Source organism: Kitasatospora sp. NPDC085895, assembly GCF_040702125.1.
Classification (GTDB): Bacteria; Actinomycetota; Actinomycetes; order Streptomycetales; family Streptomycetaceae; genus Kitasatospora; species Kitasatospora arboriphila.
Genome location: NZ_JBFBJY010000016.1, coordinates 59139 through 79976, shown reverse-complemented (window position 1 = coordinate 79976; position 20838 = coordinate 59139). Strand labels below are relative to the sequence as shown.

General features: G+C 74.8%; 18 protein-coding genes and 1 pseudogene. 3 read left to right on the top strand and 16 right to left on the bottom strand.

Annotated features, from left to right (window positions below):
• Nucleotides 1–60 precede the first annotated feature (60 nt).
• Nucleotides 61–2955: a type I DNA topoisomerase gene (gene topA, locus AB0442_RS13405; protein WP_366162693.1), complete on the bottom strand. Its 2895-nt coding sequence runs from the start codon at nt 2953–2955 to the stop codon at nt 61–63.
• A 452-nt stretch (nt 2956–3407) separates the two neighbouring features.
• A complete protein-coding gene (locus tag AB0442_RS13400; protein ID WP_366162692.1) occupies nt 3408–3926 on the bottom strand; it encodes a DUF3592 domain-containing protein in 519 nt (172 codons plus the stop codon).
• Nucleotides 3927–4459: 533 nt separating this feature from the next.
• Between AB0442_RS13400 and AB0442_RS13395 the strand changes: the two genes are divergently transcribed.
• Nucleotides 4460–5095: a hypothetical protein gene (locus tag AB0442_RS13395; RefSeq protein ID WP_366162690.1), complete on the top strand. Its 636-nt coding sequence runs from the start codon at nt 4460–4462 to the stop codon at nt 5093–5095.
• 128 nt (nt 5096–5223) lie between these two features.
• On the opposite strand, the gene AB0442_RS13390 is transcribed toward AB0442_RS13395, so the two are convergent.
• The 5 genes from AB0442_RS13390 to bldG form a co-directional block, all read right to left on the bottom strand.
• A complete protein-coding gene (locus AB0442_RS13390; RefSeq protein ID WP_366162689.1) occupies nt 5224–6759 on the bottom strand; it encodes a methyltransferase in 1536 nt (511 codons plus the stop codon).
• A gap of 153 nt (nt 6760–6912) precedes the next feature.
• Nucleotides 6913–7692, bottom strand: a complete 780-nt coding sequence (locus tag AB0442_RS13385) for a hypothetical protein (RefSeq protein WP_366162688.1) — start codon at nt 7690–7692, stop codon at nt 6913–6915.
• A 70-nt stretch (nt 7693–7762) separates the two neighbouring features.
• Nucleotides 7763–8131 carry a cyclophilin-like fold protein gene (locus tag AB0442_RS13380; protein ID WP_366162686.1) on the bottom strand — a complete coding sequence of 123 codons (369 nt, stop codon included), beginning with the start codon at nt 8129–8131 and terminating at the stop codon, nt 7763–7765.
• Between the two features lie 264 nt (nt 8132–8395).
• Complete coding sequence (locus tag AB0442_RS13375) at nt 8396–8815, bottom strand: ATP-binding protein (RefSeq protein ID WP_366162684.1); 420 nt, start codon at nt 8813–8815, stop codon at nt 8396–8398.
• A gap of 125 nt (nt 8816–8940) precedes the next feature.
• A complete protein-coding gene (gene bldG / locus AB0442_RS13370; protein WP_030272780.1) occupies nt 8941–9282 on the bottom strand; it encodes an anti-sigma factor antagonist BldG in 342 nt (113 codons plus the stop codon).
• 232 nt (nt 9283–9514) lie between these two features.
• Here bldG and AB0442_RS13365 point away from each other — a divergent pair, with 232 nt between their 5' ends.
• On the top strand, nt 9515–11866 hold the full coding sequence (locus AB0442_RS13365; RefSeq protein WP_366162683.1) for a DEAD/DEAH box helicase: 2352 nt from the start codon (nt 9515–9517) through the stop codon (nt 11864–11866).
• A gap of 174 nt (nt 11867–12040) precedes the next feature.
• Here the strand turns inward: AB0442_RS13365 and AB0442_RS13360 are convergent.
• From AB0442_RS13360 to ssd, 8 genes and pseudogenes are all read right to left on the bottom strand, one after another.
• A pseudogene (locus tag AB0442_RS13360) lies at nt 12041–12430 on the bottom strand (Rv3654c family TadE-like protein); the annotation flags it as partial.
• Nucleotides 12418–12756, bottom strand: a complete 339-nt coding sequence (locus AB0442_RS13355) for a TadE family type IV pilus minor pilin (RefSeq protein WP_366162754.1) — start codon at nt 12754–12756, stop codon at nt 12418–12420. The pseudogene AB0442_RS13360 and the gene AB0442_RS13355, both read right to left, overlap by 13 nt.
• A gap of 103 nt (nt 12757–12859) precedes the next feature.
• On the bottom strand, nt 12860–13030 hold the full coding sequence (locus AB0442_RS13350) for a DUF4244 domain-containing protein (RefSeq protein WP_359985211.1): 171 nt from the start codon (nt 13028–13030) through the stop codon (nt 12860–12862).
• 314 nt (nt 13031–13344) lie between these two features.
• Nucleotides 13345–13902: a type II secretion system F family protein gene (locus AB0442_RS13345; RefSeq protein ID WP_366162681.1), complete on the bottom strand. Its 558-nt coding sequence runs from the start codon at nt 13900–13902 to the stop codon at nt 13345–13347.
• A gap of 239 nt (nt 13903–14141) precedes the next feature.
• A complete protein-coding gene (locus AB0442_RS13340; RefSeq protein ID WP_366162680.1) occupies nt 14142–15011 on the bottom strand; it encodes a hypothetical protein in 870 nt (289 codons plus the stop codon).
• A gap of 167 nt (nt 15012–15178) precedes the next feature.
• Entirely contained in the window at nt 15179–15316 is a 138-nt protein-coding gene (locus AB0442_RS13335) for a hypothetical protein (protein WP_363540966.1), read from the bottom strand.
• Entirely contained in the window at nt 15313–16695 is a 1383-nt protein-coding gene (locus tag AB0442_RS13330) for a TadA family conjugal transfer-associated ATPase (RefSeq protein WP_366162678.1), read from the bottom strand. Before AB0442_RS13330 ends, AB0442_RS13335 begins: the two co-directional genes overlap by 4 nt.
• Nucleotides 16692–17801 (bottom strand): septum site-determining protein Ssd, encoded by a 1110-nt coding sequence (gene ssd, locus AB0442_RS13325; RefSeq protein WP_366162676.1) that lies wholly within the window; start codon nt 17799–17801, stop codon nt 16692–16694. Before ssd ends, AB0442_RS13330 begins: the two co-directional genes overlap by 4 nt.
• 888 nt (nt 17802–18689) lie before the next feature.
• Here ssd and AB0442_RS13320 point away from each other — a divergent pair.
• On the top strand, nt 18690–19535 hold the full coding sequence (locus AB0442_RS13320; protein ID WP_366162753.1) for an HAD-IB family hydrolase: 846 nt from the start codon (nt 18690–18692) through the stop codon (nt 19533–19535).
• Between the two features lie 392 nt (nt 19536–19927).
• Here the strand turns inward: AB0442_RS13320 and AB0442_RS13315 are convergent, their stop codons facing one another.
• Entirely contained in the window at nt 19928–20809 is an 882-nt protein-coding gene (locus AB0442_RS13315) for an oxidoreductase (protein WP_366162674.1), read from the bottom strand.
• Nucleotides 20810–20838 lie beyond the last annotated feature (29 nt).

Below are 20838 nucleotides of genomic sequence, written 5' to 3'. Positions count from 1 at the left end.
GCGGACCCGCACCCCAAGGGTGCGGGTCCGCGTGGCGCAGGTCGCGTGGTGCAGGCCGGCTCAGTCCTCGTCGGGCGCGGCCGCGGACCTCTTCGCCGCCGCGGCCCCGGTGGCCGTCGCCTTGGTGGCGGTCTTCTTGGCGGCCGTCTTGGCGGTGGTCTTCTTGGCCGCCGTGGTCTTGGCGGCGGCCGTCTTCTTCACGGCGGTCTTCTTCGCCGCCGTCTTCTTGGCCACGGCCTTCTTCGCGGGTGCCTTCTTGGCCGTCTTCTTCACCGGCCCGCGGGCGCGCTTCTCGGCGAGCAGCTCGTAGCCGCGCTCCGGGGTGATCGTCTCGACGTCGTCGTCCTTGCGGAGCGTCGCGTTGGTCTCGCCGTCGGTGACGTACGGCCCGAAACGGCCGTCCTTGACGACCACAGGGCGCTCGCTGACCGGGTCGGTGCCGAGCTCCTTGAGCGGGGCGGCGGCGGCCGCGCGCCCGCGCTGCTTGGGCTGGGCGTAGACGGCCAGCGCCTCGTCCAGGGTGATGGTGAGCAGCTGGTCCTCGCTGGTCAGCGACCGGGAGTCGGTGCCGCGCTTGAGGTACGGGCCGTACCGGCCGTTCTGCGCGGTGATCTCGTTGCCCTCGGGGTCGGTGCCGACCACGCGGGGCAGCGAGAGCAGGCGCAGCGCGTCCTCGAGGGTCACGGTGTCCAGGGACATCGTCTTGAAGAGCGAGGCGGTGCGCGGCTTGACCGCGTTCTTGCCGGTCTTCGGGGTGCCCTCGGGCAGCACCTCGGTGACGTACGGGCCGTAGCGGCCGTCCTTGGCGACCAGCGGGTTGCCGCTCCCCGGGTCGGTGCCGAGCGCGCGCTCGCCGCTGGGCCTGGCCAGCAGCTCCTCGGCGAGCTCGACGGTGAGCTCGTCCGGCGGCAGGTCGTCGGGGATGTCGGCGCGCTGTCCCTGCTCGCCCTCGACGGCGGAGGCCTTCTCGACGTACGGGCCGTAGCGGCCGACCCGCAGGGTGATCTCCTCGCTCAGCGGGAAGGAGCTGATCTCCCGGGCGTCGATCGCGCCGAGGTCGGTGACGAGCTCCTTCAAGCCGCCGAGGTGGTCGCCGTCGCCGTTGCCGGCCTCGGCGGCGCTGCCCGCGGCGGTGCCGGCGCCCTCGCCCTCGCCGAAGTAGAAGCGCTTCAGCCACGGCACGGACTCGGCCTGGCCGGCCGCGATCCGGTCGAGGTCGTCCTCCATCTTGGCGGTGAAGTCGTAGTCGACGAGCCGGCCGAAGTGCTTCTCCAGCAGGTTCACCACGGCGAAGGAGAGGAAGGACGGGACGAGCGCCGTGCCCTTCTTGAAGACGTACTTGCGGTTGATGATCGTGTCGATGATCGAGGCGTAGGTGGAGGGGCGGCCGATCTCGCGGTCCTCCAGCTCCTTGACCAGCGAGGCCTCGGTGTAGCGCGCCGGGGGCTTGGTCGCGTGGCCCTCCGGGTTGAGCCGGTCGGCGGCCAGCGGGTCGCCCTCGGTGACGCGGGGCAGCCGGCGCTCGCGGTCGTCGAGCTCGGCGTTGGGGTCGTCGGCGCCCTCGACGTAGGCCTTGAGGAAGCCGTGGAAGGTGATGATCTTGCCGGAGGCGGAGAACTCGGCGTCCCGGCCGTCGGCGGAGCGGCCGCCGACCCGGACGGTGACGGACTGGCCGACGGCGTCCTTCATCTGCGAGGCGACGGTGCGCATCCAGATCAGCTCGTACAGCCGGAAGTCGTCGCCCGACAGGCCGGTCTCGGCCGGCGTGCGGAAGCGGTCGCCGGAGGGGCGGATCGCCTCGTGCGCCTCCTGCGCGTTCTTGACCTTGCTGGCGTAGACGCGCGGCGCGTCCGGCAGGTAGTCGGCGCCGTAGAGCTGGGTGACCTGGGCGCGGGCGGCGGCGACCGCCGTCTCCGACAGCGTGGTGGAGTCGGTGCGCATGTAGGTGATGAAGCCGTTCTCGTACAGCTTCTGCGCGACCTGCATCGTCCGCTTGGCACCGAAGCCCAGCTTGCGGCTGGCCTCCTGCTGGAGGGTGGTGGTGCGGAACGGCGCGTACGGCGAGCGGCGGTAGGGCTTGGACTCGACGCTGCGGACGGCGAACGCGGTCTGCTCCAGCGCGGCGGCCAGCGTCCGGGCGGCCTGCTCGTCGAGGTGCAGGGTGTTCGCGGCCGCGGCGGCGTCGCGCAGCCGGCCGTCGGAACCGAAGTCGCGGCCGGTGGCGATCCGGCGGCCGTCGACGGAGACCAGCCGGGCGCCGAAGTTCTCCGGGTTCGCGGCGTCGCTCGCGGTGCGGCCGGTGGAGAAGGTGCCGACCAGGTCCCAGTACGAGGCGGAGCGGAAGGCCATCCGCTCGCGCTCGCGCTCGACCACGAGCCGGGTGGCGACGGACTGCACGCGGCCCGCCGACAGCTTCGGCATGACCTTCTTCCACAGCACCGGCGAGACCTCGTAGCCGTAGAGGCGGTCGAGGATGCGGCGGGTCTCCTGGGCGTCGACCAGGCGCTGGTTGAGGTCTCGCGGGTTGCGGACGGCCTCCTGGATGGCGTCCTTGGTGATCTCGTGGAAGACCATGCGGTGCACCGGCACCTTGGGCTTCAGCACCTGCTGCAGGTGCCAGGCGATCGCCTCGCCCTCGCGGTCCTCATCGGTGGCGAGGAAGAGCTCGTCGGACTCCGCGAGCAGCGACTTGAGCTTGGTCACCTGCGACTTCTTGTCGGCGTTGACCACGTAGATGGGGGCGAAGTCGTGGTCGACGTCGACACCGAGCCGGCGGACCTCGCCGGTGTAGCGGTCCGGCACCTCGGCGGCTGTGCCGGGCAGGTCCCGGATGTGCCCGACGCTGGCCTCGACGATGTAGCCGGGGCCGAGGTAGCCCTTGATCGTCTTGGCCTTGGCCGGCGACTCGACAATGACGAGTCGCTTGCCGTGCGCGGTCTCGCTGCTCGGGGACACCTTCGCTCTTCTCTCCCGGTCGTTATCTGTGCTGGCGGCGCGGGCGGCGGGGGAGGCGCTCAGCCCGTCCTTCCGCCGTCCGGGGCTGTCGCTGTGCGACGACCCCACCAGCGGAGTGTGACCGTACCCTGGCCACCCTTGTCAAACGGACGGTTCCCGCTTTTTCACCGGCAAGGCCGACCGACGCCACTCGAACGGTAACCCGACGACGAGGCCGCGCGCCCCACGGAGGGGGTTGCCGGCCGACGAGGAGGCCGGATCCGGACGTATCCCGGCCGACGGCGACGGGCCCGGGCCGGCCGTGGACGAAGGGACCGCACGCACCTCGCGGGTTCTCCCGGGCGGGGCCCTCTTCGGGTTCGGCCCGCCGGCCCCGGGTTCACGCCGACGGCGGGATCGGGTCGGTGGCGGGATCGGGCCGGTGGCCGGGTCCGCGTCGACGGCAGCCGTTCTCAGCGGGCCAGGAGCGAGGCGAACAGGCTGAGGCCGCCGGCCAGGGCGCCGGTGCCGAGCACCGCCCAGAAGACGTCGGTGGCCAGCGTCGGCAGCAGGTCGGTGCCGGCCAGCACGACCCGGCTCGGCCGCCGGGCGTCGTACATGACCTGCACCAGGGCGCCGGGCACCAGCCTGGCCGGACGCCGCAGCGGGGTCGTCCCGCGGGGGCGCGCCAGCACGGTCTCGGCGGCCCGGACGGCACGGGCCCGCCCGGCCTCGGCCGCACCGCGCACCGACACGACCTCCACCTCCGGCAGCGCGGTGTAGGAGAGCAGCGGCGCGCTGTCGAGCTCGCCGAAGGTGTCGCCGTAGGGCTCGCCGTACGGATCCCCGTCGGCGACCACGCGGGCGGTCGCGGGTATCCCGTGACGGCGCAGATGGTGGCGAAGGCGCAACTCGGCGGCGCACCACAGCAGCAGTGCGCTGCCGAAGAAGGTCAGAACCGCTCCTGCCGCGACCGCCGTCGGCGTCTCCACCGTCCCGCCCTCCCTGGCCTCAGTCCATCGGCCCGGCGCGCCGTCCCGAGCGCGCTCGTCCACAACCTGTGGACGGAGCCTGGCAGCCCGCGGACAACCCCGGACTGACGTTCGACGTACGACGGGGAACATCCCGGGGGCGGAGAGGTGAACGACGGTCTGTGGACAATGCTTCGACGGCGTGGCGACGGCCGCGGGCCCGGCGGGACGGGCCGGCGAGGCGAGGCGGGGCGGGCCGGCGGGGCGGGCCGGCGAGGCCGAGGGGGCTCGGGTGAGGGGGCTCGGGTGAGGGGGCTCGGGTGAGGGGACGGGCCCGAGTGGCCGGAGGGGCCCGTTGTGTCGGCTGCGTCCCGCCGACGGCCCGCGGAACGTCACGGGGAGGCCGCCCGCGTAACGGCTCGGCCCGGGCTGTCACAGCCCCGCTACGGCAGGCCCCGCACCGCGCTCGCAGGGGGTACACCAGTAGCGGCACCACAGCAGGACCACATCGCCTCGGCCGGAGCCCGCCGGTCGAACTCGGGGGGAGAACCACCATGTCCGCACGCCGTCTGATCGCAACCGCCGCCCTGCTGGGCGCCGCCACGCTCGCCCTCACCGCCTGCGACCCGAACGGCGCCGGCGCGGACACCGCCGCCCCGGGCACCGGCACCACGGCCTCCGCCGCTCCGTCGTCCTCCGCGGCGTCCGCGCCGACCGGGAGCGCCACCCCGACCACCAAGCCGAGCACCAGGCCGAGCGGCAAGCCCTCCACCGGCCGCACCACCACCGCCAAGCCCTCCGGCTCCGGCAAGCCCGCAGCCGACTGCACGGCCGCCGCCCAGCGTCCGGGCCACAAGGTCATCAACGTCACGGCCGCCACCGCCACCAAGGTCACCGCGACGCCGACCCGCTTCGTCTGCGGACCCGACATCGACGACGACGGCTACTACGAGCCCACCGGCGCGGCCGGCGCCTACACCTTCGCCCCGGGAGCCACCGCGGAACTGTTCGCGATGAGCAGCACGATGTCGCCCAAGGCCGTCCCGCTGGCCGAGTTCGCCACCCACGCCGAGGACTGCGCCCACAACCGCGAGGTCCCCCAGCCCTACTCCTGCTACGGCGGCAACTACGACGTCACGGTCGACTCCGCCGGCCGGATCACCAAGATCAGCGAGCTGTTCCACCCGTGACGGCGCCCTGAACGCCGACGGACCACCGCCGGACAGGACGACGGGGGCGGGGCGGGCTGGACGACGGGGGCGGGGCGGCCGGCACCGGGTCGGCCGCCCCGCCCCCGTCGGCTGTCATCCGCCGGCCGTCAGGGCGCCACCGGCGCGACGAAACCCTGCTCCGTGAGCAGCCGCAGCGACTCCGGGACCCGGTCCCGCAGCATCACGCGCTCCTCCCCCAACAGGTGGGCGATGGCGTCGACGATGTCGCCCGCAGCGAGGCTGCCGTCGCAGGCGCCCACGAAACCGGCTCCGACCGTGTCCACCTTGGTCGCCCGCCGCATGCCGCGGTTGTGACGCAGGATCACGTGCTCCGGGTCCTCCGCACCGGGCGCCCCGACCTGCTCCTGCACCACCTCCTCGGCGAGCACGTAACGGGCCGCGAGCAGCGCAGCGTCGTCGTGGGCACGGAGGAAGTCCTGACGGGCGAACCACTCCTCGATGTGCGGGCCGAGCGGCTGCTCGACCGGGTGCGGCCACTCCTCGATCCGGACGGTCGGCTCGGCCGCACCGCTCGCCCGCAGGGTGATCCAGCCGAAGCCGACGCCCTCGACGCCCGCCGCCTCGAAGGCGTCCAGCCACTCCCCGTACCGCGCCCGGTAGTCGGCCCCCCGGCCGAGGTGGTCGCCGCCGTCGCGCAGCCACAGCTCGGCGTACTCGGCGATGTCCTGCACCTGGCGCTGCACCACCCAGGCGTCCAGGCCGGTACCGGCCACCCAGCCGGCCAGCCGCTCGTGCCAGTCCTCGCCCTTGACGTGCTGCCAGTTGGCCAGCAGCTGGCAGTACCCGCCGGGCTCCAGGTGCGCGGCGGCGCCGCGGACGATGCTCCGGCACAGGTCGTCACCGGCCATGCCGCCGTCCCGGTAGACGAAGCGGCTGCCGGGCGAGATCACGAACGGCGGGTTGGAGACGATCAGGTCGAACCTCTCGTCCGCGACCGGCTCGAAGAGGCTGCCCTCGGCGGTCCGGGCGTTCTCGAAACCGGAGAGCGCCAGGGTGAGCCGGGCGAACCGCAGGGCGCGCGGGTTGAGGTCGGTGGCGGTGACGTGCTGGGCGTGCCGCGCCGCGTGCAGGGCCTGCACCCCGGAGCCCGTCCCGAGGTCCAGGACGGACCGGACGGGACGCCGCACCGCCAGGTTGGCCAAGGTGGTCGAGGCGCCGCCCACACCGAGCACCAGGTCCCGGCGGGCCACACCGCCGGAGCTCTCCCCGGCGCCGATGCCGCCGGCGCCGCCCACCGCGCACCCGAGGTCGGAGACGACCCAGGCGTCGGCGCTCGGCAGCCCGGCCACCTCGTTGGCGTACGGGCGCACGTCGACGGTCGCCCGCACCTGGTCGCCGTCCTCGGTCAGCCAGCCGTCGGCCAGGCAGTCCTCCACGGAGAGTGCGGCCGCGGCGGCCGCGCGCGGCACGGGCTGCTGCAGCAGGAACAGCCGCACCAGCGTCTCCAGCGGGCTGCCGCCCCGGGTCGCCCGCAGGGCGGGCACCGTCTCGCTGCGGGCGAGGGCGGCGTAGGCGGTGGGGCCGAGCAGGTCGAGGCAGCCGTCGGCCGTGTACTGGGCGGCGAGCAGCGCCTCACGGAGCCTGGCGAGGCGGACGGGATCGGGCGTAGGGCTGTTGGTCACCACGCCATTGTCGCGCGACCGCGGCCGGTGACGGGTGCGGCCGCGGCGGGTGCGCGCGGCGCACGCACCCCGATCCGGCCGGTCCCGCTTGGTCCTGCTTGGTCCTGGCTTGCCCTGGCCCGGTCGTGGCCGGTCCTGGCCGGTCCTGGCCGGTCAGCCGGCGGAGGTGCTCGGTGAGGCGGCACCGGACTTCTGGGCCTGCTGGGCCGAGGCGCCCGCGGACGGCGCGGTGGACGCGCCCGAGGCGCTGCCGGACGGCTTCGCCGAGGGCTTGCCGGAGCCGTTGCCGGAAGAGCTGCCGGAGGGTGCGCCGGACTGCGTCCCCGTCCCGCCCGAGCCGGACTGGTCCGTGCCCGCCGACGCGGTGTCGGTGGCCACCGGGTCCGCCACGGCCTGCGCCTTGCACCCGGGCTGCCGCTTCATCGCGTCGCCCACCTCACCGGTCTGCAGACGGTTCAGCCCCTGCGTGGAGAGCTGGGCCAGCTGCTGGACCTGGTCGCCCACGCTGCGCAGGCCGTCCGCGAACTTCGCCTGGTCGTCGGTGGCCAAGGCGTCCAGCTTCTTCTGGACGTCCACGTAGCCCTGCGCGGCCTTGCGGAGCTCGTTCACCGCGTCCGTCCGGGCCGTCTCGCCGTCCTTCGACTTCGGAGCCCCGGCCTTGTCGACGGCGTCCGCCAACCCGGCGTTGGACTTGGCCAGTTCGGCCAGGTCCGCGGAGAGGCGCTTCTGCAGCGCTATCGGCGCCTCGCCTGGCGTCACCTTGGCGGTGTCGGCGAGGGCGACCCGCGACTGGGCGATCGGGCTCCGCGCGGCGTCGCAGACGCTCTTGGCCCAGCCGTCGAGCTGCTTGGTGTCGTCGTCGTCGCCGCACGCGACGGCGCCGAACGCGAGCAGCGCGCCGAGCGCGGGGACGGTCAGCAGTCGCTTGTTCACCGGGTGCCTTTCGGTCGCGGACGTCGATCTGCGAACCTACACGGCCGTCCACCCGCCCGCCGACCGCCCCTTACGCCCGCTCGACCCGGATCGCGTCCCCGTCACGGACCGTGCGCAGCACTCCGGGGTCCCCGTCCAGCGCCCCGAGCAGGTTGCAGGGGCTCGCGAGGCGGCACTCGCCGTCGCGGGAGATCGGGGTCGGACCGAAGGGCAGCGCCAGGCTGTCGCCGTCCGTCCAGAACGCGACCGTGCCCGGGTCCACGACCTGTGCCGCGTCCGGCTCCCTCGGCAGGCTCACGCCGGCGTCGAAGTAGACCTCCTCGCCCCAGGTGCGGGCCGTGGAGTCGATCGGCAGCACGGCCCAGAGCTTCTCCGTGGTGGGCGTCGACCGGAGCTCGGCCGTCGCCTGTCCGGCCGGCCAGAGGATGTGTATGCGCATGGAGGTGTCACTCGTCCCGTCGTTCTCGTACCGAACCGGTCGCGCCGGGAGCAGGAAACAGCCCGCTTCAACAATTTGTCAATGCGCGCGCAGGCGCAGCGGGACCCGGCGGCAGCGGCAGGCGGTCACGGGCCCGGCCGGCGGGCAGGGGTCCGGCGGACAGAGGTGAGGCCGCGGACAGGGGCATGGCCGCGGGCAGCGCATGCCGGGAGTGCGCCCCGCATGCGGGCGCCTACGCGCCTCCGGCAGGAGCGGTCGGGGAAGTCAGACCGCGACGGGTGCGGTGGAGACCGGCCAGCTCATCCTGATCAGGCCGCCCTCGCCACCGTTGGTGACCTCGACGTCCTCCACCAGGCCGCTGATCACGGCCAGCCCGAGGGCGTCCTCGCCGGGGTCGGCGCTCTCGCCGGAAGCCGGGGACGGTACGGAGGCGTCGCCGGCCTCGTCGGCGACCTCGATGAGGAAACGCTTCTCCTGCTCGATCAGTGCGACGCGGATCGCCCCGTGGGCGGCCCCGCGCTGGTGCAGGCCGACGGCCCGCGAACAGGCCTCACCCACGGCCAGGCGGACCTCGTCGAGCACCGACTCGTCGACCCCGGCACGTCTGGCCACGGCGGCGGCCACCAGCCGGGCCGTGCGCACGTGCTCGGGAAGCGCGCTGAATCGAAGTTCGACGGTTGCCATTCCTCCCCCTCCGGGGTTGCTCCCTGGTGGGCCGTGACGTGCACGCACGCCACGGCGCGGGGCCGCCACCGGCCCCGCCGGACCGGCGGGGCCGCGACACGGCCCCGCCGGTGCGGGAAAGACGATCAGTCGGTGGAGGCGACGGCGTCGTCCACCGAGTTGTGGATCGGGAAGACCTTGGTCAGGCCCGTGATCCGGAAGATCTTCAGGATGCGCTCCTGGTTGCAGACCAGACGGAGCGAACCCTCGTGCGCACGGACCCGCTTGAGCCCGCCTACCAGCACGCCGAGACCGGTGGAGTCGAGGAAGTCAACGCCCTCCATGTCGACGACGAGGTGGTAGTTGCCGTCGTTGACGAGCTCGACAAGCTGCTCGCGCAGCTTGGGGGCGGTGTACACATCGATCTCGCCGCCGACTTCGACGACCGTGCGATCGCCGACCGTACGGGTCGACAGGGACAGGTCCACGGAACCTCCAGCACCTTGCCTTGCTACGTCATTGCGGCTACGTCATTGCGATCCTCGGCCGGGCGGCCGCCACCGCGTGGTCGCAGGCCGGGCGAGGCAAGCCGCTGCTGACCAGCACCGGCGTGCGTCCCTCGGCCGTGCGGCCGTCACGGCCTCATTGAACCACCTGTGACCATGCCCGCACGATGGCTTGCGGCGATTCTCCGTCACGCCGGTGACACACTGGGTCCTCATGCCGCCCCGTCACACCGCGCCCGAAGCACTGCTGAAGACCCTGTCCACCAACCGGGGCCGGTCGGACCGCCTCACCCATACGGAGCACCTTCCCTCCCGCCCCGCGCGCCATTCCTCCTGGCCGGAGGGAATCCGTCCGGAAATCCGGGAGGCCGCCGCCGGACTCGGCGTGCGCGAGCCGTGGGCGCACCAGGCGGAGGCGATGGAAACGGCGCAGGCGGGGCGGAGCGTGGTGATCGCCACCGGCACCGCCTCGGGGAAGTCCCTGGGGTACCTGGCACCCGTCCTGAGTGCACTGCTCGACGGCACCGAGGCCCGCAACGGCCGCGGCGCGACCGCGCTCTACCTGGCCCCGACCAAGGCACTCGCGGCCGACCAGCGCAGGCGGGCCGCCGAGCTCGTGCCGCCACGGGTACGGGTCGCGCTGTACGACGGGGACACCCCGCCCGAGGAGCGCGAGTGGGTGCGCCAGTACGCCTCGTACGTTCTCACCAACCCGGACATGCTGCACCGCGGCATCCTGCCCGGGCACGCACGATGGTCCTCCTTCCTCAAGGCGCTGCGGTACGTGGTGGTCGACGAGTGCCACAGCTACCGCGGCGTGTTCGGGTCGCACGTCGCCCAGGTGCTGCGGCGGCTGCGGCGGCTCTGCGCGCGGTACGGGTCCCACCCGACGTTCCTGCTCGCCTCCGCCACCACCGCGGAACCGGCCGTGACGGCCGAGCGGCTGACCGGGCTGCCCGCGGTGGCCGTGACCGAGGACGCGTCGCCGCGCGGCCCGCTGGTGTTCGCGCTGTGGGAGCCGCCGCTGACCGAGCACGTCGGTGAGCAGGGCGCGCCCGTCCGCCGGACGGCGACCGCGGAGGCCGGCTACCTGCTCACGGACCTGGTGGAGTCCGGGACGCGGACGGTCGCCTTCGTCCGCTCCCGCCGGGCCGCCGAGCTGGTCGCCCTCCAGGCGCAGGACCTGCTGGGCAGCCCGCTGGCCGGGCGGGTCGCGGCCTACCGGGGCGGCTATCTGGCCGAGGAACGACGGGCGCTGGAACGCGACCTGCACTCCGGTCGCCTGCTCGGCCTCGCCTCCACCTCCGCGCTGGAGCTCGGCGTCGACGTCTCCGGTCTGGACGCCGTCCTGCTGGCCGGCTACCCGGGCACCCGGGCCTCGCTCTGGCAGCAGGCCGGCCGGGCGGGCCGGGAGGCGCAGGGCGCGCTGGCGGTGCTGATCGCCCGTGACGACCCGCTCGACACCTATCTGGTGCACCACCCGGAGGCGCTGTTCGCCAACCCGGTGGAGGCGACCGTGCTCGACCCGGACAACCCGCACGTCCTGGCTCCGCACCTGTGCGCCGCGGCGGCCGAACTGCCGATCACCGATGCCGACCTCGACCTCTTCGGGCCGTCCACCGCCCAGCTGCTCCCCGTGCTGGAGCGGCGGGGGCTGCTCCGCCGACGCGCGGACGGCTCCTGGTACTGGACCCGGCGGGAGCGGGCGGCGGACGGGGTCGACCTGCGCGGCAGCGGCGGCAACCCCGTCCAGATCGTGGAGGCCCCCACCGGGCGGGTGCTCGGCACCGTCGACGCGGCAGCCGCGCACACCACCGTGCACACCGGCGCCGTCCACCTGCACCGGGGACGCACCTACCTGGTGCGGGACCTCGACCTGGAGGCCTCCGTCGCCCTGGTGGAGGCGGCCGATCCGCCCTACACCACGGCGGCCCGCGACATCACGTCGATCTCCGTGCTGTCGACCGACAGGTCCGAGGAGTGGGGCGAGGCCCGGCTGAGCTTCGGTTCGGTCGAAGTGGTCAATCAGGTGGTGGGCTTCCTGCGCAAGCGCATCTCGACCGGCGAGGTCCTCGGCGAGACCAAGCTCGACCTGCCCCCGCGGACACTGCGGACGCGTGCGGTGTGGTGGTCGGTGACGGAGGACCAGCTCTTCGACGCCGAGATCCCGTTCGACCGGCTGCCGGGTGCCGCGCACGCCGCCGAGCACGCCTCGATCGGCCTGCTGCCGCTGTTCGCCACCTGCGACCGGTGGGACATCGGCGGCGTCTCGGTGCCGCTGCACCCGGACACCGGCCTGCCCACCGTGTTCGTCTACGACGGCCACTCCGGCGGAGCCGGCTTCGCCGAGCGCGGGTACACCCGGGCCGTGCAGTGGCTCACGGCCACCCGCGACGCCATCGCCGCCTGCGAGTGCGAACGCGGCTGTCCGTCCTGCGTGCAGTCCCCCAAGTGCGGCAACGGGAACGACCCGCTGGACAAGGCGGCCGCAGTCCGACTGCTGGACGTGCTGCTCGCGGGGGCGCCGACCGTCGGGGGCGGCTCGGACGGGGCGGTGCCGCGGTAGGGCCGGCTGCCACCGGTCGATCCGGGTGGGCGGCCGCGCCCGGACGGCAGCGGGCCGTTCCGCCCTGCTCGCCCCGGCTGCGCCGGCGGGTCCTTCGGGTCCGTCAGGTCCGTCGGCGGAGGTGGAGGTGGAGGTGTCTCCGCCACTGGCCGGGGCCCAGACCGGGCCTGCCCGGGCCCGCGCCCGGGCAGGCCCGGGCAGGAGACCGAGGTGACCCGCCGCCACCTCCACGACCACCTCGACGGCGTCCTCCTCCGGCTCGGGGGTGCAGGACACCAGGGAGGCGCCGTGGGCCGCCGTGATCCGGGCAGCGCGGCTGCAACCCCCGTCGGGGTCGATCAGCAGGCGCTCGGCGGCTGCCAGCGCCGCCAAGTCGGCGGCGGACTCCGCACGGTGGCGGGCCGCCACCGTGGCTCCCACCGCGAGCACGACGGCGAACACGGCGCAGCCGAGCATGCCCAGCGCGAGCAGCCAGACGGTGGCCGAGCCCGCATCGGGGGACGGCTCGGGCGACAGGTCGTGCGGACGGCCGGACGCGGCGGATCGCCTTCTCAGGACGGCCATGGCGTGCCGCCCTCCGCCCCGCTCGGCACGTCCTCGCGGGCGGCGACCGCGGAGGCTCCCAGCCGGACCGACAACGCCGCACCGATCCGGCCGGGGGCGGGGAAGGGCGCCTCGACGGTGACCCGCACGGTGTCGTCGTCCCGGGCGATCTCGACGGACGCACCGGGCGGAGCCGCCGCGCGGGCGGCCGCTGCCGCGTCGGAGTCCCCTCGTGCAGCCGCCCGCGCCGCGATCCGGGCGGCGTCGACGCAGCGGATCTGGCCTGCGGCGGCGATGAGGCCCCAGATCAGCGTGGCCATGAGCAGCACCATGGCCGGCATCGCCACCGCGGTTTCGGCGGTGGCCGTCCCGGCGTCGCGGGGCCTGCTGCTGCGGGCCGCCGCGGCCCTGCCCCGTCCACCCGGATGCGACGGGTCGCGCCGACGGCGGTCAGACCGCATGGAGGGCCCTGTCGAGCAGTTCCCCGAGCGCCCCGGAGACCGTCCCGCTCGTCACCACGCGGTAGAGGATCGCGGCGAAGGCGCATGCCGCCACCGTGCCGATCGCGTACTCGGCCGTGGTCATACCGGCGTCCGGCGGGCCGACCACGGCACCGCGGATGCGCCGGGCGAGACGCCGTGCGAGGCGCGCACGGGCCAAGGCCGTGCGGCGAAGCCCGAGCGGTCGGCGGAGTTCGAGCCGTCTGCGGAGCCCGAGGGCTCGACGGCTCCGAGGGCCGGGCGGCGGAGCCACGGAGGTCGGGACCAGGGGCGCCGCGGCCGCCGGGTCGGGGGCCGCCTCGGTGGCGTCGGCCGTCGGGGACGGGAGGCCGGTCAGACGGACGGTGGGCTGGTACATCGCAGACTCCATTCTGGGAGGGCTCGGTTCGAGCCGGGGCGGGTGGGGACGGGACGGCGCCTTCGGCGGACGTGTTGTCAGATCCGGTGTGCGAAGAGGGCGGCGAGGCCCATGACGATCGGCGCGATGCCGATCAGGACGAAGGCGGGGAGGAAGCAGAGCCCGAGCGGAGCCGTGGCGAGCACGCCTGCGCGTCGGACCCTGGCGTGGGCGGCCCGGGCTGCGGCGGCCCGCTGCGCCTGGGCGAGGCCGCTCAGCGCGGCAGCCGGCGGCGTGCCGCTACGGCTGGTCCTGACCATGCAGCGGGCCAGCGGCGCCAGGGCCGGGCTGGTTGCCCCGAGTTGCTCCCAGCAGACCTCCGGCGGTGCTCCCAGCGCGAGTTGCGCGGCAGCCGCCGCCAGCCGGTCACGCATCGGGGAATCCAGGCCGGCCGCCACGGCAGCGGCTGCCGGGCCGGGCGAGGAGGCCGAGCCGAGGCAGGCGGCCAGCAGCTCCGCGGTGAGCGGCAACTGGCGCAGCAGGCGCTCCTCCTCGGCCACTGCCCGCCGCGCGGCTGCCGGTACGGGCCGGGGCAGCCAGCGGTAGGCGGCCGCGGCCGCCCCGGCCCCGGCCACGAGACCCACCGCTCCGCCCACGGCGGCGGCCGTACCGAGGCCGACGGCCAGCGGCAAGCACCAGGCGCGGCCCGGCAGCCGGCGCGGCGGCCTCCGTGTTCGGCGGGAGCGGCGGCGGTCGCCGGGGCGACGGCTGACACGGTGGTCGGACAGACAGCGCCGCAGGCGTCGTCGGAGGTCGCGCCGCCGTGCCGGACCGGGCAGGAGTGCCGGCACCGCGAAAACGGCTGACAGTACGGCGGCCAGCGCGGTGAGGGCGGTCACCCGGCCACCGCCTCCCCCGAGGTGCCGGGGTGCGGCCGCCTCGGAGGTTCCTGGTGGTCCGCGCGTCGGCGGGTGAGTCCGCAGGGAGACCGCGCCGCACTCCGCCCGCAGTCCTCGTCCGCTGCCCGGTCCGGGTCGGCCGGGGGACCGTCCTCGGCGGCCCTGACGATCCTGGCCGTCCAGAGGAGTCCCGTGGTCTCCAGCACGGCGCCGACGGCGAGGCAGGCCAGCCCTGCCGGCGTGTGCAGCAGTGTCGACAACGGGTGGGCACCGAGGGCCGTGCCGAGCAGGAGGGCGAACACGGGAAGCGCGGCCAGCAGCGCGACCGTCGCCCGAGAACCGGCCAGTTCACCGGCCACCTCCTCCGCGAGGGCGCGTTCGGACCGCAGGGCATCGCCGAGCTGGTCCAGGCCGGCCAGCAGACCGGTACCGCTGTCGGCGCTCACCTGCCAGCAGGCGGCCACGGCTGCGGCGCCGCGGCCTCCCGGCAGTTCGGCGACCAGACGGAGGGCGGCGGGAACGTCGGCCCCGTAGCGGGCCGCCGCGAGCCGGGCGGACGGTTCGGCGCCGAGGCCGTACCGGAGCGCGGCCCCGCGGCCGATGACGGTCTGCAGGGCGTACTCGGCGGTGGCGCCGCTGCGGAGCTCGCCGACCAGGGCGGTGCACAGCTCGATCACGGCCGCCGCACGACGGCGTGCCTCCTCGACCGTCCGGCGCCGGGCGCGCAGTCGCCGCAGGGGCAGGATCCCGACGGCCGCGGCGAGGAACGGGACCGGGGACCGGGTGGCGTGGCCTGCCGCGATCCCGATCGGCAGCAGGACCAGTTCGGGGATCAGCCACCGCGGCCGTTGTCCGGCCGCCGTCATGCGCCGGGCAGCTGCGTGCAGGGCCGCTCCGCTGCGCCCGGAAGGGTGCCCGTCCGTGGTGCCGAGCAGTCGGTGGGCACGCCCGTGGCCGGCCCGGTGCCGCAGTGTGCCGCCCGGATGCGCGGCCGGCGGGCCGGCGAAGGCCGTCGTCCCTCTCGACGGCCCGCTCACGGCCGCCTCCGCTCACCGGATGCCGCCCGGCCGCGCTTCGGCCCGGCGACGGCCGATTCGAGCAGCCACCACGCCAGCCCGGCCGTCCCGCAGAGCGCCAGGCCCCACAGGGCCTCCAATTGGCGGAGCGTCATTCCGGCCTCCCCGCGAGGACGACCCCGCGCTCGGCGCAGGCGTGCTGCAGTGCGGCCCAGCCCGGCCCGGTCGCGCACCGGCCGTCGGGCCGGAAGAGCAGGGCGGGTCGGGTGGTGGCCAGGCCGCGGACATCGCCCTCCACGGTGTGGAGCTCGGCGATCCGCCGCTGCCCGGTGGCCGGATCCCGGACGAGGTGGACGACCAGGTCCACGGCGGCCCGGAGCTGGCTGTGCAGCGAGAGCCGGTCGAGCCCGGCGAGTGATCCGAGCGCTTCGAGGCGGGCCGGTACATCGGCGGCCGCGTTGGCGTGGACGGTGCCGAACCCCCCGTCGTGTCCGGTGTTGAGTGCGGCGAGCAGGTCGACGACCTCGGCGCCGCGGACCTCACCGACGACCAGTCGGTCCGGACGCATCCGCAGGGCCTGCCGGACGAGGTCGCGGAGGGTGAGCTCGCCCAGTCCCTCCTGATTCGGCGGGCGGCTCTGCAGACGTACCACGTGGGCGTGGTCCGGGCGGAGCTCTGCCGAGTCCTCGACGACGACGATCCGCTCGTCCGGTCCGACGAGTCCGAGCAGGGCGGCCAGCAGTGTCGTCTTGCCGGAGCCGGTGCCACCGCTGATGAGCAGCGACAACCGGGCACGGAGCACACCGCGGAGCAGGTCGGCCCCGGGCCCGGTGAGCGTGCCGCCGGCGACGAGTTCGTCCAGGGTGAACGGGCGCGCCCGGCAGATCCGCAGGGAGATGTGGGTGCAGCCGCCGGCGGCGATGGGCGGCAGTACGGCGTGCAGCCGCGTGCCGTCGGGGAGGCGGGCGTCCACCCAGGGCATGGCGTCGTCGAGTCGGCGGCCCGCCGCGGTTGCCAGCCGGTGGGCGAGCCGCCGGACGGCCTCGCGGTCAGGGAAGCGCACCTCGGGCGCCCGTTGCAGACCGCGACCGCAGTCGATCCACACGTCGTCAGGCCCGTTGACGAGCACGTCCGTCACCTCGGGCCGGTCGAGGAGCTCGTGGAGCGGACCGGCCCCGACCAGTTCGGCCTGGATCGCGCGCACGGTGTCGAGCACGTCGTCGCCGCCCAGGGTCGGCAGGTTGGCACGCAGTGCGGCGGCGACGGACCCGGTGGTGGGCAGGGCGCCGGTCTCGGCCAGGTGGAGGCGGACGGCGTCGAGCAGGGCTCCGCGGCCGTGCGCGGTGTCGTCCTGGGTCCGCTGGCCGACCGATGCCGTGAGCCCGGGGTGGTGTCCGTCCGGGCGGAGGGCCGCGGCCGTCCGCAGTGAGCCACCGCCGCCGAGCCGAAGGGCGGTACCGAGGCGTCGGCGGTGCTGCGCGGGTTGGGCCCACGGGCCGCCGGACAGCCGCCGACGCGGAAGACGATCGGTCATGACGCACCGCCCGCGGCGGCCACCGGCGGCATGACCTCGCTCAGGAAACCGCTGCAGAAACGGGCGAGCGGGCCGCGTTCCCGCAGACCGGGCGGCATTCCGCGTTCGACGTCGAGGCCGAGCCCGGGCTCCGGCGGGAGCTCACCGGCGAAGGCGAGCCGCAGGTTGCGGGCGATCTCGGCGGCGGGAAGGCCGACCGGGCCGGGCACGCGGACCACCGCACGCAGGTCGGTGAGCCGCATCCGGGCGGCCGCGGCCACGCGGTCCGCGGCGGCCAGGGCGCGCAGTTCGGCGGGCACCACGAGCAGGGCGGTGTCGATCTGCTCCAACGCCCGGGCGGCGGCGGGGTCGAGGTGGCGGGGCAGGTCGACCACCACCAGGCCGCCGCGGCGCCGTGCCGCGGCGAGCACGCTGCGCATCGCCTCGGGCGGGATGGCCAGGCAGTCGCTGCGGTCCCAGGAGAGAGCGCTGAGGCCCTGCAGTTCCGGCAGCGCGTCGGCGAGTTCGGCCCCGCCGATCCGCCCGCGGGAGCCGGCGAGATCGGGCCAGCGGAGCCCTTCGGCGGTCTCGCCGCCGAGCAGCACGTCGAGCCCTCCGCCGAGCGGGTCCGCATCGACCAGCATGGTGCGGTGGCCGCTGCGGGCCGCGGTCACGGCGAGCGCGCAGGCCAAGGTGGAGGCACCGGCACCGCCGCGGCCGCCGAGCACGCCGACGGTGAGCGCGGGCGGGCCGACGCCCTCCGCCGCGTCGGCGATCCGATCGAGCAGCCACGTCTGCGCGTCGGGCAGGAAGAGCACGTGCTCGGCGCCGAGGCGCACGGCCCGCACCCACACGCTGCCGTCGTCGAGGTCGAGCCCGAGCAGCAGCACACCGGCTCGCCGGGGCAGCCCGGAGCACGACTCGGCGAGGTCGTCGCCGACGAGCACGAGCGGCGCGTCCTCCCAGAGCGCGCGCGGCGGTTCGGCACGGGCCAGCTGTGGTTCGACACCGGCCGCGGCGCAGATCCGGGCGAGGTGGTCGGCGAGGGCGTCGTCCGCGGTGATGATCAGCGGGCCGGCCGGCGCGGGGCGGCCCGTCGGGCGGGAATCGGTGGTGGGTGTCGACATGGCGTCTCCCCCAGGGGCGGCGCCCGGTGCTGCCGGGCGGTGTCCGAGTGGTCCGGGCCGGTCGGCGCGCGTGGAGCACGTGCGGCGGCCGGTGCGGGGCTGCCGGCCCGCCCGGTGATCGGGTGGGTGCGGCGGCGGCCCGGGCACCACCGTGGCGGAGCGGGCGGCCCTCGGATGCGCCCCCGGCATTCGCTGTGGACAACTCGTGGCTGTGGATAACTCGCTTCACTCGCCCGGGGGGCAATGCATCGCAGAATTGACGCGAGAGGCATGAGAACGCGCCTTCTGTGCGTCCTGCGATTCCCGATGAATCAGTTACCGACAGTGACATGGGCGGCGTGGCGGTGGCGGACGTGCGCCGAACGGGCCGGGCGGTCACCGATCCGTTCCGGGTGGACACCGGGAGTGTCAACTACCCTGCGAAACGGGCCCGGACATGCGACGACCCCCGCCGGGGGGGGAGAGCGGGGGTCGTCTATCCACGGCCCGACTCGGGGGGGAGGAGCCGGACCGGGTTAGCACGGTCGCGAACGATCCGTGACTTCCATGGTGTACCCGAGCGGCCAGAAACACAAACCCGCGCGCCACCGAGTACGCCGAATGGCGGGGGGTTTCGGCACGCCCTCTATCCTCGGTCCCGTGGACACCACCGAGAACGCCGACACCGTCGACACCGGTCCCGACTCGGGGCGCGCAACCACCCCCGACGCGCCCCCGCCGGCCGTCCCCGACCGGGCAAAGACGCCGGCCGCCGACGCCGCACCGGGCGACGGCGCAGCCGAGGGTGCGCCCGAGGGCGGCGAAGGGGGACCGGTCGCCGACACCGGCCGCCCGGACGGGCCCGACGGCGAAGCGGACGCGACGGACAAGGCGGACGATGTGGACGAGGTGGACGCCGCGGCCCGGCCGGCCGCTCCGAGCCCGCCCCACGGAACCCCGCGGACGGCCGCGTTCTTCGACCTGGACAAGACGATCATCGCCAAGTCGAGCGCGCTCGCGTTCAGCCGGCCCTTCTACCAGGGCGGCCTGATCAACCGTCGGGCCGTGCTCAAGAGCGCGTACGCCCAGTTCGTCTTCCTGGTCGGCGGCGCGGACCACGACCAGATGGAGAAGATGCGGCAGTACCTGTCGGCGCTGACCCGCGGCTGGAACGTCCAGCAGGTCCGCGAGATCGTCGCGGAGACCCTGCACGAGCTGATCGACCCGATCATCTACGAGGAGGCCGCCTCGCTGATCGAGCAGCACCATGCGGCCGGGCGCGACGTGGTGATCGTCAGCAGCTCCGGCTCGGAGGTCGTCGAGCCGATCGGCCGGCTGCTCGGCGCCGACCACGCCATCGCCACCCGCCTCAAGGTCGAGGACGGTTGCTACACCGGCGAGATCGAGTACTACGCGTACGCCGAGAACAAGGCGGCGGCCATCCGCGAGCTCGCCGCCGAGCAGGGCTACGACCTCGCCGAGTCCTACGCCTACAGCGACTCGTCCACCGACCTCCCGCTGCTGGAGGCGGTCGGCCACCCGTCCGCGGTCAACCCGGACCGGGCGCTGCGCAAGGAGGCGGCGGCCCGCGAGTGGCCGGTGCTGGTCTTCAACCGTCCGGTCGAACTCCGCAGCAGGCTGCCGGAGTTCAGCGCTCCGAGCCGGTCCGTGCTGCTGGCCGTCGCGGTCGGCGCGGCAGCCCTCACGGCGGGCCTGCTCTGGTACTCCGCACGGCGGCGCCGACCGGTGGCCTGACCCGTCCGACCAGGCCGGTTGCCATATCAGACAAACGGGAAAAAGTTCTTGTTTCGGGTTCCGCTTTGGGGCGATCCGCGATAGAAAGGACTTACGGCCCGCGAGACCCGGTCAGGACCCTAAGGGGTCGTTCCGACAACGCAGTTCAGGCCCACGGACCGCGCACAGCCAGCTGGGCACCCACATGCAGCCGACCCGCTGACGGGCCGCCGCACCAGGTGAACGGGCCAGATCCCCACCTGATGGGCACTTCCGGTGCATGCTTGGTAACCCGGCCCCTGTGCCAGCGGCGGCACCGAGCAGGACCAGGTGCCGCCGCATCTGCATGTCACGGACCGTTCGAGCGACCCGGCCGACGCCCCGAGCCGTCGGCCGGTCACATGGTCGGACGGTCAGACCATCCCGCGCTGCATCGCCTCGCAGACCGCGGTGCTCTCCCGGACGCCGAGCCGGAGCGCCTCCCCGCAGTGCCGGATCCACCGCGCCATGCCGTCGCCGGTGCCGCTGAGGTATCCCGCCAGGGCGTCCCGGTAGGAGGCGGTGCCGAGCTCGGCGAGGCCGACCTCGGCCGGGCAGATGGCCTTCGGGTCGAGGCCCTCGGCGATCAGGACGATGCGCTGTGCGGCACGTGCGATGACCCCGTTGTGGGAGGCGAAGGGGCGCAGCGCGAGCAGTTCGCCGTGCACCACCGCGGCCGTCACCAGGGCGGGCGCACCGTTCGCGGCGCCCTCGGCGCGGGACGCCAGGAGGTGTGACAGCTGGTCGAGGCGCGCCGCGACCTCCTCCGCGCCCGGCGCGGGCGGGAGTTCCACGCCCTCGAACGACTTGTCGAAGCCCTCGGCGGCCGCCAGCTCGACCGGGAAGAGCGGCCCCGCCTGCTCGCCCGCGCGCCGCGGACGGCCGGCGGACGGGTCGGCGTCGCCGACCGCGAGCAGGTGCAGCCGGGCCAGCACCTGCAGCGGCGAGTGCCGCCACACGCCCAGCAGCTGCCCGGCCTCGGCCGAGATCCGCAGTGCACCGCCCACCGTGCGGGCCTCGGCGTCGCCGCCGAAGTCGGTGCGCCGCCGGATCTCCTCCAGCGGCCAGTCGGCACCGTCGAGGGCGGCCGACGCCCGGGCGCCGCGGATGGCCGCCTCCGACGTCACCTCACCGGCTCGGCGGCGCATCACGCGGTGGCCGTAGAGCCGGTCGACGGCCTTGCGCACCTCGGCGACGGCCTCGGGCACCCCGGGCAGCTCGGCCAGCGAGGCGAGGGGATCAGTTCCAGTGCTCACGTACCCGAGGGTAATGAACCACCCCCCAC